This window comes from Geobacter sp. SVR (assembly GCF_016865365.1).
GTDB lineage: Bacteria > Desulfobacterota > Desulfuromonadia > Geobacterales > Pseudopelobacteraceae > Pelotalea.
Genome location: NZ_AP024469.1, coordinates 4304320 through 4319108, shown reverse-complemented (window position 1 = coordinate 4319108; position 14789 = coordinate 4304320). Strand labels below are relative to the sequence as shown.

Here is a 14789-nt window from a genome sequence, read left to right as displayed (position 1 = left end):
GATGGGACACAAGGAGGGGGACACTGAAAAACGGGACGAAACCAAGCGGCGTTCCGGGTATGCCAAGGCAGCGGGCGCCCTGGTACGGACCTGCCATATCGGGATCACGGCCATACTGTTCGGCGGAGCGGTTCTGGCGGTTCCGGTGCCGAATTTCATGACCTGGCACAATTGGGCCATCGCCTCCGGCATTGCCCTGATCCTCCTCGGAGTGTACCAGTCCCGGCACTGGCCCTACCAGGGACGCGGCCTGATGGCGGCGGTCCATGTCGCCCTGATCGGCGTGCTCCATGCCAGGCAGGAACTGGCGGCGCCGCTGCTCACCGTCATACTGGCACTGGGGGGGATCGGCAGCAACATGCCCGGTTCACTCCGCCATTGGTCCATCCTGCATGGGCGTAGAGTCGATTAAGAGGAGGAAATCATGCAGCGGTTTGTAGTTATTTTATTATCGGCGCTGTTGTTCCTGACCAACGCCGAGGCGGCGCAGGTCACCGACATGTACGGGCGCAGCGTTTCGCTCCCCGGCCGCGTTGCCAAGGTGGTGGGCGCATCCCCGCCGGTTACCTGGATGGTGTACACCATTGACCCTTCGCTGCTGGCGGGACTGAATACCCCACCTGACGGAAAATTGCAGAAGTTCCTGCGACCCGGAACCATGAAGCTTCCGGTAGTCGGCGGCTTTGGGGGGCCGGGCAGGAACTTCAGCCCGGAAACCCTCATGATGGTCAGGCCGGATGTCGCCATAGCTTGGCCGCCGCGTTCAGGGGCCTTAAATCCGCGCGTCGAGCAGATACTCGCCTCGGCCGGGATTCCCAGCGCTTACGTGAAGCTGGACAAGATGTCCGATTATCCTGCTGCCTACGAATTTCTGGGCACGTTGCTGGGCAAGGAGGAGCGGGGGAAAAAGCTTGCTGCATATTTCAGGAGCGAGCTGAAGAAACTGGAAACCGCTGCCGCCAGGATTCCCGAGAACAAGCGGGTTTCCGTGTATTTCGCGGAAGAGATCGACGGGCTGACCACGGTTTCATCCAATTCGGTCCATGGGGAAGCGGTAGTTCTGGCAGGGGGCAGGAACGTGCACCGCAAGGAGTCCGATAACCGGCAAGGGAAAGACAAGGTCTCCCTGGAGCAGGTCATTGCCTACGACCCGGAAGTAATCATCGCCCAGGACGACTCGTTTTTCGCCAATATCTACAAGGACCCCCGCTGGGCCGGGGTCCGGGCGGTACGCAACCACCGGGTCTACCTGATACCGGACACCCCTTTCGACTGGATGGACCGCCCCCCCTCATTCCTGCGGCTGCTGGGGGCCAAATGGCTGGCCGGGGTCCTCTATCCCCAATCCGCCACTGCCATCGCGGCCGAAACCAGGGCGTTTTATCGCCTGTTCTTTGACGTCAACCCGAGCGATGCCGAACTCCGCGCGATCCTGAACAAGTGAGCTAATCGAGCGGAGTCGCAATGAAATACACGATACTTTTTTCCGCGCAGCTATTGCTGGTTCTATCGCTCATGGCATCGCCGCTCTTTGCCATGGGAACCCACGAAGATCAGAGCGAGGATATCTTCAGCCTGGGGGAGGTCAGCGTGACGGCCCCGTCCATGACTCCCATCGAGGCCGGCGAAACCGTGCATGTGATCAGCGCCGAACAGATCAGGAATTCCAGCGCCCGAACCGTGGACGAGGCCCTGGTGCTGTTGTCGGACGTCAATGTCAAGCTGGGCGCCGACGGCGTACCCCGTGTCGAAATCAGGGGCTTCAAGGCGCGGGATATACTGGTGCTGCTGGATGGCGTGCCGATTAACTCGGCCTTTGACCAACAGTTCGATCCATCGAGCATTCCGGTGGACAGCATAGAAAAAATCAAGGTGACCACTGGGGCGAGTTCGGTTCTCTACGGTACGGGCGGGCTCGGCGGTGTCATCAACATCATCACGAAAAAGGGCAAGCCGGGGTTGAACGGGACCGTCGGCTTCGAGTCCGGTGACGGTGCCCCCTACCTGGCCAGGACCAGCCTTTCCGGCAGAGACGGGAAATTCGACTTTTTTCTGAGCGGCAGCGCCTATCACCGGGACAACTTTCCCTTGGCCAGACCAGTGACTACCCGCACGGAGTACAACAGTAAAACCCATACGGTAGAATCCCTGGAAAACTCCGGATACCGCAAGAACAGCGACAACACCAGAAACAACGTCTTCCTGAACCTCGGGTACACCCCGCACAGCGATCTGCATTTTGCCCTGACCGGCAACTTTGTCGAAGGGGGATACGGAAAACCGGCCAGCGCAATCAATAACACCTTCGATCCCTACGCCCCCACGCCACAATACGCACGGGTCGACAATTACCAGGGATTTCTGTTGCAACTTGCCGCGGATTATGCCCCCAGCGCCGTTCTGGATATCCCGTCGCGCATCTATTACAACCGGATCGCCCAGGACAACAACCGCTATGACGATGAAAACTACAATTCCTTCGATCATGAGGATGTTGCCGGTTCCTACCGCCTGAGAAACACCGGCGAGAAGAGGGGGGTATCCCTGCAGCCCAAATACGATTTCGGCGCGGCGGGGACTGTCACTGTGGGGCTTTTGGGAGGGTGGGATACCTGGACCGCCTCCGGCGAAAAAAAACCGGGCGGTTATGTCTATCAGAATACTCCGGGCTCGGGCGCCGGAAGCCCCCCGTACAAGCTGTTCCCGGTTGCGGACGAACACGACGTTTTCCTCTGCTCGGTAACCCTCGAATACGAGGTGCCTCTGGGAAAGAACATCGGTTTCGCGGTCGGATACGGCCATCACTGGCAGATACGGGAAGACAAGACACTCGAAGAATTCAGTCTTTCCGGCAGCCTGTACTATGATCTGTATCGTGACACCAGGCTCAAGGCTGCTTTCATGAGGAACGTCCGTTTTCCAACCATGAGCGAATTGTACATGCGCCCCACCAACAACCCGACCCTGGACCCCGAGATTGTCTATCACTATCAGCTCGGCGTCGAGCAGAAGCTTCCCGGGAAGAGTTTCTTCAAGATCAACGGCTTTTACAGCGATCTCCACAATTTCATCGGGTTGAAACAATCCGGGCTGACTCAAGCCGAAGGGTTCGTGCCATATAACGTGAACTTTTCCCTGTACAGCTTTTACGGCTTCGAGACCTCATTGGAAACCGCTTTCCTGAAGAATGTGCAGATGAAGCTGAACTATACGCTGAACGTGTCAAAGGATTCTTCTCTCTCATCCCGGGATGACGTGCAGTATGTCCCGCTGCACAAGCTGGTGTTGACCGGCAAATACGACTTCGATTTCGGTCTGACCCCCTTCGTATCGGTCGTGTATGTCGCCCACTCGGCCGTCTATACGAAACCGTCGGGCAACACCCAGTTACCTGAGCAGGTTTTCTGGAAGACGTATATGGGTGATTATGCCGTGGCGAACGTCAAATTGAGCCAGAAGCTGTTCAAGGACAGGGCTACCGTGTACATCGGCGCCGATAACATCCTGGACAAGGATTACGAAGATACCTACGGCATTCCGAGGCCGGGCAGGTTCGTCTACGGTGGGTTCGAGTACCGCTTCGGGTTGTGACGGGTTGCTGAAAAACAGCCATCTCGACGCCGTCCTCGTTCGCCCCTTGTGCGGTGTAGCGCTGCTACGCCTCCGCAGGGCTCTCTGCGGGTGCGCCGATCTGACTATTTTTGAGCAACCCGGGGGGCAATAACCTTTACATCATAGGAGGAACTGTCGTTGTTGCCACGCGTCCATACATACCTGCTCTCCTTCGTGCTGATTATCGTCGGTTCCTTCCTGTGCGGCTGCTCGGCGGCCGGCGGAGATGCCTGGCGCTATGACCCGGGCATACCGGGAAAAGTCGCCTCGCTGACGGCAACGCAGGGGGACGGGCTGGTCACCTTGTCCTGGAAAACTCCCGATGGCAGCTATGTTGCTACCAACTACAACGTCTATTACGTGGCGGCGACCAATACCAGCGCAATAACCAAAACCAATTCGACCAAAATCAATGTCGACCGGAGCTCGTATGTCATTAACGGGCTGACCAACGGTGTCCCCTACTATTTCATGGTCACCGCGCTGAACCGCAACGGAGAGAGCGAAGCATCGATCCAGGTGGTTGCTACACCGAGACCGAGATCCCAGGCAGACCTGACCGGCACCTGGTATTTCCACACCCTGGTCTCCGGCCCGACCGCCAAATGGGAGCGGGGCACTGTGGCCATCGACGTCGACGGTGCGGTTACCTTCGGCGAATTCCTGGACAGCGATCATTACAACTCCGCGGACGACACCGCAACCGCCATGACGCCACCAGACAACGTGACCATGGCCATGCGGCAGGATAAAAGCCTGACCATGTCCGGTGCCGGTGCCTGGGTAGACTTCCATGGCATCATGGGGTCGAGGAAGAACATGCTGCTCGCCAGTTGGACCTATGCCGTGGACGGCTCCCGGGCCATCACCATCTTCCAGAAAAAAAGGGATACCGACGACTACGACGTCTGGGACGTGAGCGGCACCGGCAACCAGAATCCCCACTATCCCGAACTGGCCGGCAACGGGCCGACCCGGTATGCCTGGCACGCCCTGAACAGCGGTGCCAGCCTGGAATGGGAATACAGCAACGCCCGGGTAGGACAACAGGCCCAGTTCTGGACTCCCGATGCATCGCTCACCGGGCCGGGCAATCTCTTTCCCGACGGCATCGGCAGTATCAAGGACATCATCTACTGGGACTACAGTACACCGACCTACAAGATGACCCCTATGTGGGATCTGATGTGGAAAGTGACCTGTTTCGGGGTGCAGCCGGACGGACTGGTGAAGGAATACGACAGTTACGCCGAGCCTGCCGCCAGAAAAGACGCGAAACGGAATGTGATCTTCACCGGCAGAATGACCGACGACAAAACGGTCATTGTAGGGGTTGCAACGAAGAAAGAGGTGAAAAGCGGTACAATTACCCCGGATCAGTACTACCTCAGGGTTCTGCAGTTCAATTTCAAACCCACCGACCAGGCCATGCCCATCTATACCCTGGACGACTTGGCCGGAACCTACCTGTTTCACAAGCTCGGGGCCGCGAAGGACACCGGCGGCGTTTCCCGGGCCGCGTGGGCCTACGGAAAGATGAGCATCACGAACTCCGGGGCGACCACGTTCCCCGAATACCGCGACAGCACCGGGGCAGCCGCCAGCGCGGATGCCTTCACCCTGGCCTACTACCCGGACGTGGGCAGCGACGCCCATACCTGGACCACCTTCGCCAACTTCGTCTCTCCCGATACCGGCCCGGTGGACGCCCATTCCCGTTACTTCGACGCCAATGGTCAGCCGTACTTCTCCGTCTATACCTGGTGGAACCTGACCTCGTCCCTGACCCCCATGAGCACGTCATACTACAACGAGCATGCCACCCTGTCCTACAACCGGGACCTGGTGGTGATGACCAGGACCGACTCCTTCGGGCACAGCATGATCATCGGGTTGAAGTGAGGCACGCCATGCACATTCTCATCTCCATCGACGACACCGACAACATCGACAGCCGGGGAACCGGAGAAATCGCCGAACTGATCGCTGCCGGAATCGCTGCGCGCGGCTGGGGGAACTGCGGAGCGGTAACCAGGCACCAACTGCTCCTCCACCCGGACATCCCCTATACCTCCCACAACAGTGCCATGTGTTTCCCGGCCGAGATCGTTGAGGAGATGCTGGCTACGGTTACGGGCTACTGCTGTTTGATGTTGGCCACGGAAAGTGCGGCCGGTTCCGACCCGGGACTGTGCATCCTGCTCCCGGAACGGCTGGCCCGGCCCGACCTGCTCATTACGTACGGCTACAAGGCAAAGACCACGGTCATCTCCAAGGACGAGGCCTATGGGACCGCGGCCGCCCTGGGCGTGCACCTGTCCGAGCATGGCGGCACCGGTCAGGGGGTGATCGGCGCTCTGGCCGGCGCCGGTCTCCGCCTTTCCGGCAACGACGGCAGGTTCAAGGGGAAGTTCCGTATCCCCTCCGACAACGGCACGGCAACGGTCAGGGAGATATGCGCCACCGGAATCGATGGTGTCCAGACTATTGAGGGAGCGGTATTGGCCGATGACGAGACAGTCTGCGTGGGAGAGTGGGTGAAGCCGGTGCTGACAGGTGGCAGGGCCGTCCTGCTGGTGGTTCCCGCCACCGGACCTGGTGCGGCCTGGAAGGCGTGCGACCGGAAGATCTTCAAGGACTATTGAATCATGCGGTTCATACCACGCCGCACACGCTCTCTCCCCCCTTTGAAAAAGGGGGGCAGGGGGGGATTTCCGGTGCCGCCCCAACGACAAATCCCCCTTTAGGCCCTTTGGGCCCTTTTTCCAAAGAGGGACTTCAAAGCGCAGCTTGTATCTGCCGGGGCGGCATGTAATGGCCGATTCCCTTGTGGAGACCGTTCGTTCCGTTAAGAAAGGGTACCATGAAACCAGTTTCGTTTTTTAGAACCATGGGGACCGTTGTACTCGCCCTGCTCCTGCTGCCGGGGGTGATCGGTCCGGCCTCTGCAGCCACTACTCTTGGTCCCCTGGCAACGGACTTTGATACCTATGTCGTGTCCGGCACCCAGGCCAACTCGAATCAGTTGGGCACTCCCTATGCCGATACCGCTTTCTATCCCAAGGGGGGCATGATGATTTCGGTCTTTCGGGATGACCCGGGTGTGGGCAAGAGCGCCCGCACCATGGAGACCGTTTTCAGCTTCGCTACGGCAGCGGATTCCACGAACGGCCAGAACGGCCTCGTCAACGGCATCAATGTCGTGGCGGCCTTCGACGCGCAGTACGGCACCGATAATTGGGCCATCACCTCGGTCGGCATCAGCCTGAGTTCCAATTACGCCACCACGGGGGTGCAGCCCAACAACCCGGACTTCAACACGGTTGCCCCCGGATATTTCACGTTCAACGTGCTTGCCGCCAACCCGGCCATCCCCTCCCTGACCTGGAACGGGTTGCAGACCTTTCTCGGTTCCACCAGTTACACCCCGGTGGGGACCTTTTACTGGCCAGCAACCGCCGATCTTCAGAATCAGTACGTCACCTATCACCTGAACGTGACGCCGGAGCTCGTGAACGCCATAAAAGCCGGCAAGGTGACGCTGCTCGGCCGTGCCGCGGACAATGATGTCGGCTACCTGTTCAACACCAACACCAAAGGCACGCCTCCCTATCTCATGATCACCGCCGAGGCGCTCGCACCTCCGGCCGGACCGGTTCTGACCCTTTCCACCCTCTCCAACGGGGCCATCACCAACAACCCGACCCTCAATGTAACGGGCACGGTTACGGACGGCTCCGGGGTCGCCAGCCTCACGATCAACGGCGCCGGCGTGGCTGTCAATTCCGACGGGACCTTCAGCCATGCGCTGACGCTCGCTGCCGGCGCAAACACCATACAGACCGTGGCAACCGGCATGGACGGCAGCCAGACCAGCGACACGCGGACCATCACCCTGGACCAGACGGCGCCGGCGCTGACCATCGCCCTTCCGGCCGACAACAGCATCGTCAATACGAATTCCGTAAAAATCACCGGCAGCGTGGCCGACACCCTGGCCGTGCTCGTCACCGCTTCGGTCAACAACGGGCCGACCGCCAACGCCCACATCAGCGGCACGGACTTCGAAGTGACGGTCAATCTGGCCCCCGGCCTGAATACCATCGAGATCTCCGCCGTTGATCAGGCCGGCAACAGCACCAGCGTCAAGCGGAGCATCTTCGCCGATACCGTTGTGCCGACCCTGTCGGTGACGGAGCCGGCCCAGGACATCAGGACAACCGCGGACAATATCGTCATCAGGGGAACCGTCACCAACGCCACTACCAGCGCAACCGTAGTAGTTGCGATCGAGGGCCGGACGTATTCGCCGACACTCGCCGCTGACGGCAGTTTCAGCCAGGATATCGCCCTGCCCGCGAACAAGACCTATGCCGTCAGCGTCACCGCCACGGACCAGAGGGGCAACAAGGCCACGGTGCAGCGCAACATTATCAGGAGCACGACCCCCTACCCGAGCGGTGACTGTAACGGCGACGGCACGCTGGACATCGGCGATCCCCTCCTGGCCCTGCGGATTGCCGTCGGTCTGGAGGAGGTCACTTCCGTCCATTTGCTGAATGCCGACGTGGCTCCTCTGGTGAACGGTGTGCCGGCTCCGGACGGTGTTATCGACATCAGCGACGCATTGGCGATCCTGAAGAAGGTGGTGGGGCTGCAGAAATGGTAAGGAGAAGCCATATGAAAACACTCAACGTTTCAGCACTGGTGCTGTGCCTGTGGGCTGCAATCATCTCCGGCTGCGGGGGGGGAGGGAGCGGTGCAGGGGGAGTCACCACGGCAGTGGTCAAGGTGGCAACCAGCGGGACCCTCCCGGCTGACACTAGAATCGGCGGGGTATTCGCCCATGTGCTTGCGAACCCGTCGAGTGGACTTTCACTCGCCACCGACGAGGTCGCGGTAACAGGTGCCGGGGCCGGCTCCACCCTGGTGCCGAATGTCGATGATGCAGCCGACGTGTCCCTGGGCCTGATCAACGCTACCGGCATCCAGGCCGGTGAGTTCGCCACGCTGAATTACCATGTCGTCTCCGGGACCTCCGTGCCGGCCGGCACCTTCGGCATTGCCGACGGCGCGAGCGTGGTCGATATCCATGGTGCAGCGGTTCCCGGTCTCAGCGTGGTCATCCTGAGCGTCACGCTTCAGTAGTGCTCTTGTTTTCGAGGACACGTCCATGCTGCATGTGGTGAACAACGGCGACGGCATCTCTTTTCGCGGCGACGTCGCGAATGCCGGCGATCTCCTTGCCGCAGCGCTGCTCGCCGGAAAGTGTCCCGACTACTCTATCGACGATGACGACGAGGACTGCTGCGACAGCGAGCGGAGCTGTTTCACCTGCCGTTACCGCCGGTGGCTCGCGGACGGCTTTTCATGCACCAGGGGCCGTCTTTCGGACGGGCCGGATCACTCGGCCGCTCCCTGAGAAGCGCTTCCTTTAGCTACGGGTGGCATATGCAGCCATCGGCGATACCGTCTGGGATATCTGCCACTATTTCGATCAGTATCATACCCACCTCACAACCGAATAAAAAAAGCCATTCTGAAGGCAGTTTTCAGCCAGCGTGCCAGGGCTGGCCACTTCAGCCGAAATGGCAGCTCTGCTTGGCGCAGAGCTGCCTGAGACCGCCTCGGACCGGATTGCTGCGGAAATACTCATTATCGCGGAGTTGGTGCGGGATGCAGCCGGGCATTGCTGCCTATTTTTACGGCATCCTTCCGGTGTCCCGGTAGCTCTTCTTGTCGGTCTTGTTGTTAAGTGCGCTATTTGTCAGCATATTATGTTTTTGGCATGGGCGATGCAGAACTGCAGGTAACAATGAAGTACTCAAACAACGAGTTCCGGCAAAGGCGCCGCCATTCACAGCAATGGGGCGCCTTTTTTTCTGCCCCCACATTTACCCAAGGCTCACGGATTGGTGAGCGAAAGGAGCTTCACAATGAGACAGATCGCGATCTACGGCAAAGGCGGCATCGGCAAATCGACAACGACCCAGAACACCGTGGCGGGCCTCGCCTCGCTCGGCAAGAAGGTCATGATCGTCGGCTGCGACCCCAAGGCCGACTCCACTCGTCTGATCCTGCATGCCAAGGCCCAGGCCACCGTTATGGATCTGGTGCGCGAACTCGGCACGGTCGAGGATCTGGAACTGGAGGACGTACTGAAGGTCGGCTACGGTGACGTCAAATGCGTCGAGTCCGGTGGTCCGGAGCCGGGGGTCGGTTGCGCCGGCCGCGGTGTCATCACCGCCATCAACTTTCTGGAGGAGAACGGCGCTTATACCCCTGACCTGGATTTCGTCTTCTACGACGTTCTCGGCGATGTTGTGTGCGGCGGGTTCGCCATGCCGATCCGCGAGAACAAGGCCGAGGAGATCTACATCGTCTGCTCCGGCGAGATGATGGCCATGTATGCGGCCAACAACATCGCCAAGGGTATCCTCAAATACGCTTCCTCCGGCAAGGTCCGCCTGGGGGGGCTGATCTGTAACTCCCGCAACACCGACCGCGAGGCAGACCTGATCGAAGCCCTGGCAAAACGTCTCGGCACTCAGATGATCCACTTTGTTCCGCGCGACAACCAGGTTCAGCGCGCCGAGCTGCGCCGCATGACGGTCATCGAATACTCTCCCGAACACAAGCAGGCCGAGGAGTACCGCACCCTGGCCAAAAAGATCTTCGAGAACAAGATGTTGGTTATCCCGACTCCGCTGGAGATGGAAGAGCTGGAAGAGCTGTTGATGGAATTCGGCATCATGGAAGTCGAGGATGAGACCATCGTTGGCGTGGCGGAAGCTACGGCTTAAGAACAGCTTGAGGTCAAGGTTAAGAACGCTCACATGTCCTGAATCTTAACCTCAATCTTAACCTTAATCTAATGATTATAAGGAGCTGACCCATGTCACACACCATAGAGATAAAGACGGTAGAAGGCATCACCAAAGAATCAACCCAGGAGATGATCGACCATGCCCTGGAAGCCTATCCCGAGAAGGGGCGCAAGAAACGCGCCCCTCATCTGGCGCCCAACGACCAGGCCTCCGGCAGTGCCTGCGTCAAGTCCAACAAGAAGACCGTGCCCGGCGTCATGAGCGCCCGCGGCTGTGCCTATGCCGGTGCCAAGGGGGTCGTCTGGGGCCCGATCCGCGATATGGTGCACGTGTCCCACGGCCCGGTCGGCTGCGGCTGGTACTCCTGGGGCACCCGTCGCAATCTGATGACCGGCCAATTGGGGGTCGATCAGTTCGGCATGCAGTTCACCTCGGATTTCCAGGAAAAGGACATCGTCTACGGCGGGGACAAGAAGCTGAAGCAGCTCCTGGTCGAGGCCAAGGAACTCTTCCCCCTGGCCAAGGGGATCTCGGTCCTCTCGGAATGTCCGGTGGGGCTGATCGGCGACGACATCAACGCCGTGGCCAAGACTTCGGCCAAGGAGCTGGACATTCCGATCATCCCCTGCAACTGCGAGGGATTCCGCGGGGTTTCCCAGTCTCTGGGGCACCATATCTCGAACGACACCATCCGGGACTACATCATCGAAACCCGCGAGTTCAGCGAGCCCATTGGCCCCTATGACATCGCCCTGATCGGCGAATACAACATCGGCGGCGATGCCTGGTCCACCAAGCCGCTGCTGGAGGAGTGCGGCTTCAATGTCAAGGCGGTCTGGACCGGCGACGGCGAGATGGACAGGATCGCCGCCACCCACCAGGTGAAGCTGAACGTGATCCATTGCTACCGCTCCATGAACTACATGTGCAAGGTCATGGAGGAGAAATACGGCATTCCCTGGATCGAACTGAACTTCTTCGGCCCCACCAAGATCAAGGAATCGCTGCGCAAGCTGGCCGAACTGTTCGACGACAGCATCAAGGAGAAGGTCGAAGCGGTCATTGCCAAGTACGACCCGGTCTGCCAGGCCATCATCGACGACGTCAAGCCGCGTCTGGATGGGAAGAAGGTCATGATCTACGTCGGCGGTCTCCGTCCGCGCCACACCATCGGCGCCTACGAGGACCTGGGGATGGTCTGCGTCGGTTCCGGCTACGAATTCGCCCATACCGACGACTATGACCGCACCGCGCCGGAGATGCCCGACGCCACCGTGGTGTTCGACGACGCCTCCGAGTTCGAGCTGGAGCAGTTCGCCCATGTCATCAAGCCCGATCTGGTGGCCTCCGGCATCAAGGAGAAGTACCTGTTCCAGAAGATGGGGTTGCCGTTCCGCCAGATGCACAGCTGGGACTACTCCGGCCCGTACCACGGCTACAAGGGCTTCCCGATCTTTGCCCGGGACATCGACATGGCGATCAATTCACCGACATGGCAGTTGGTGAAGTCGCCGTTCTAATCCACTCCCCCCTTTGAAAAAGAGGGCTTCATAAAAAAATCTGCCATTGGGACGGATGAGTCCCATGGAGAGGAGATATATCATGGCTAACAACCTTGGCATTGCAGTCAAACCGGTTACCGACACCCCCGTGGAGGAGATCGAGCGGGTCGCGAACTGGATCAATACCGAAGAATACAAGGAACTCAACTTCAAGCGCGAGGCCCTGGTGGTCATGCCCCCCCACGCCTGTCAGCCCCTGGGGGCCGAGCTGGTGGCCCATGCCTTCGAAGGGTCGCTGCCGTTCGTTCACGGCTCCCAAGGATGCGCCTCCTATTACCGTTCCACCCTGAACCGCCATTTCCGCGAACCGGCGCCGGCCGTATCCGACGCCATGACCGAGGACGGCGCGGTGTTCGGGGGGCAGAACAACCTGCACGAAGGTCTGGAGAACGCCATTGCACTGTACAAGCCGAAAATGGTCCCGATCTTCACCTCCTGCATGCCGGAGATCATCGGCGACGACCTGACCGCCTTCCTGAAGAACGCCCGCAACAAGGGGATCGTACCGGCGGACATGCCGACCCCCTATGCCAACACTCCCAGCTTCAACGGGTCGCACATCCACGGCTACGATGCCATGCTCCTTTCCATCCTCCAGTCCCTCACCGAAGGGAAGAAGGTAGAAGGACGCTGTACCGGCAAGATCAATCTGATCCCCGGTTTCGACGCCAATACCGGCAACTTCCGGGAATACAAGCGCATCTTCGAGGCCTTCGGCGTGCCCTACGTCATCCTGGGGGATATCTCCGAGGTGTTCGACTCCCCCCTGGACGGCACCTATCGCACCTATCCCGGCGGCACCAAGCTGGACGACGCCGGCGACTCCATCAATGGCAAGATCACCATCAACCTTGGCCCCTTCTCGGCCACCAAGACCTACGCCTGGGTCAAGGAGAATTACTCCGGCAAGCACGCCAGCCTGCCGATGCCGCTGGGTATCGCCAAAACCGACGCCTTCCTGATGAAGATCGCCGAACTGACCGGCAAGCCGGTGCCCGAATCCCTCAAGGCCGATCGCGGCCGTGCCGTGGACGCCATCACCGATTCACACCAGTATATCCACGGCAAGAAGTTTGCCCTCTACGGCGACCCGGACCAGTTGATCGGCTATGTCTCCTTCCTGCTGGAGATGGGGGCGGTCCCCTATCACGTCCTCTGCAGCAAAGGAAGCAAGCGGGTGGAGAAGGAACTGCGGGCCCTGCTGGACTCTTCACCGTTCGGCAAACAGGGTACGATCTATATGGGCAAGGACCTGTGGCACCTGCGCAGCCTGCTGATGACCGATCCGGTGGACGCCATCATCGGCGACACCCACGGCAAGTTCATCGCCCGGGACGCCAAGATCCCGCTGTTCCGCTTCGGCTTCCCGGTCTTCGACCGGGTCAACAAGCACCGCTATCCGATCATCGGCTACCAGGGGATGATCAACATGGTCACCGAGATCTGCAACAAGTTCATCGATATCACCGACGAGACCTGCGATGATCGTCACTTCGAGATGATGCGCTAACGGGAAAAGTCTGTCGAGGATCAGTGACGGCATCCCGAAAAGATAAGTCGCGGGATGCCGTCATTGACCTTCACCTCCACATGCGGTGCGCCCGGCGATGTACGTGCGGGTGTGCCGGCAGTGCGATCTCAGGAGTTGGCAGTTCTGGTTGCAATGTTCTGATTAAAATGTATGCAGTACTTACAAGGGGCTCGCGTGAGCCCCTTTTTTCATCACCATAGTGGTGAGCAGCAGCATGTCGGCCGCCTGAAGCCCGCCAGCTGCTCATAGCCATACGGAAACCACATGGTCATCCGGTCAATGCCTCGCTGATAAGAAATATTGACTTTTGATGATCTCGTAATGGTTGATATGTGTCCTCATCTGCCACGCCACTGAGCCTGCGCGGGTAATCTGCCACGGGGCGTCAATACATTTCCTTTGCCCTCCAGCAGCGCCCGTACATTATCGACACCCCTTCCCTGATACGGTCCGGTTGATACCCCTCCCAGCCATGCCTCTTCAGGAGTCGAAGATGGCGACCAGGAAAACGGGTCGGCAAACAGGAACGATGCTTCCTTGTCCCGGACTATCCGGTTCATCTCGTACAGATGGGCAAGCGGGTAACTGACGCGATCCAGCAGATTCATCGAGGATATGTGGCTGAAGGTGTTGGCGGCAAACGGTATTCGCAGTGCGTCTGCCACGATGAATTCGACCTTGTCGGTGCACCAGGAATCGGGCAGAGAAATCCTGAAGCTCTCCTTCAGATTGCCTTCGAGGGGCAGCGAAAAGGTCAGGCTCTGCTCTTGTGCCAGTTTTCGTGCCGTTTTGATAAATCCGTGCGAAAGATCGCACCCCACTGCAAGCTCACACCGCGAAGCCATTTCAAACGTGATCCTGCCGACCGAGCACCCGGCATCAAAGGCATGACCGCTAATAGTGCCGAGAAGTTCCGCCCAATGGACATTGGCATCACCGAAATCGGGAATATCGAGCAGATCTCCGTAATGGCTCCACAGGTAGCGTGCAGTCATGTCTGCTTCTTCATAGCGTCTTTGACCCGCTGAAGGCATTCCATCCGGATCGGCAAGCAGATAGGCGACGCCATCCCGGATCGGATATCGGCGGTTACACTTCTTGCAGGTCAGCAAACCCGAAATGATGTCGCCGTCGATTTCCCAGTCGATGGTTGCTGTCAGAGGGAGTTCCTTGGGAAGGCATGATGGGCAGATGAGCAATGATTGCAATGCAAGTTTCATGGTTGATTTCTCCGAATGGCGATGTCCGGCGCCGATC

12 protein-coding genes are annotated in these 14789 nt (G+C 59.2%); 11 read left to right on the top strand and 1 reads right to left on the bottom strand.

Features of this window, described 5'->3' with window-relative positions:
• The first annotated feature begins 1 nt into the window (after position 1).
• The 11 genes from GSVR_RS20205 (at position 2) to nifK (ending at position 13511) form a co-directional block, all read left to right on the top strand.
• On the top strand, positions 2–412 hold the full coding sequence (locus tag GSVR_RS20205; RefSeq protein ID WP_173195654.1) for a hypothetical protein: 411 nt from the start codon (positions 2–4) through the stop codon (positions 410–412).
• Between the two features lie 12 nt (positions 413–424).
• Positions 425–1444, top strand: coding sequence for an ABC transporter substrate-binding protein (locus GSVR_RS20200; protein ID WP_173195652.1), 1020 nt, complete (start codon positions 425–427; stop codon positions 1442–1444).
• Between the two features lie 20 nt (positions 1445–1464).
• Complete coding sequence (locus tag GSVR_RS20195) at positions 1465–3591, top strand: TonB-dependent siderophore receptor (RefSeq protein ID WP_173195650.1); 2127 nt, start codon at positions 1465–1467, stop codon at positions 3589–3591.
• A 159-nt stretch (positions 3592–3750) separates the two neighbouring features.
• Positions 3751–5514: a fibronectin type III domain-containing protein gene (locus GSVR_RS20190; RefSeq protein ID WP_173195648.1), complete on the top strand. Its 1764-nt coding sequence runs from the start codon at positions 3751–3753 to the stop codon at positions 5512–5514.
• Positions 5515–5522: 8 nt separating this feature from the next.
• Positions 5523–6257 (top strand): hypothetical protein, encoded by a 735-nt coding sequence (locus tag GSVR_RS20185; RefSeq protein ID WP_173195646.1) that lies wholly within the window; start codon positions 5523–5525, stop codon positions 6255–6257.
• Between the two features lie 218 nt (positions 6258–6475).
• Positions 6476–8281, top strand: a complete 1806-nt coding sequence (locus GSVR_RS20180; RefSeq protein WP_173195644.1) for a hypothetical protein — start codon at positions 6476–6478, stop codon at positions 8279–8281.
• A gap of 11 nt (positions 8282–8292) precedes the next feature.
• Positions 8293–8760, top strand: coding sequence for a hypothetical protein (locus GSVR_RS20175; protein ID WP_173195642.1), 468 nt, complete (start codon positions 8293–8295; stop codon positions 8758–8760).
• Between the two features lie 25 nt (positions 8761–8785).
• Positions 8786–9034 (top strand): hypothetical protein, encoded by a 249-nt coding sequence (locus GSVR_RS20170; protein WP_173195640.1) that lies wholly within the window; start codon positions 8786–8788, stop codon positions 9032–9034.
• 514 nt (positions 9035–9548) lie between these two features.
• Complete coding sequence (gene nifH / locus GSVR_RS20165) at positions 9549–10415, top strand: nitrogenase iron protein (protein WP_173195638.1); 867 nt, start codon at positions 9549–9551, stop codon at positions 10413–10415.
• Between the two features lie 92 nt (positions 10416–10507).
• Entirely contained in the window at positions 10508–11959 is a 1452-nt protein-coding gene (nifD, locus tag GSVR_RS20160; protein WP_173195636.1) for a nitrogenase molybdenum-iron protein alpha chain, read from the top strand.
• Positions 11960–12041: 82 nt separating this feature from the next.
• The gene (gene nifK / locus GSVR_RS20155) at positions 12042–13511 is read left to right on the top strand and encodes a nitrogenase molybdenum-iron protein subunit beta (RefSeq protein WP_173195634.1); all 1470 of its coding nucleotides are present in this window, start codon (positions 12042–12044) and stop codon (positions 13509–13511) included.
• A 359-nt stretch (positions 13512–13870) separates the two neighbouring features.
• Here the strand turns inward: nifK and GSVR_RS20150 are convergent, their stop codons facing one another.
• Positions 13871–14752, bottom strand: coding sequence for a methyltransferase domain-containing protein (locus GSVR_RS20150; protein WP_239077394.1), 882 nt, complete (start codon positions 14750–14752; stop codon positions 13871–13873).
• Between the last annotated feature and the right edge of the window lie 37 nt (positions 14753–14789).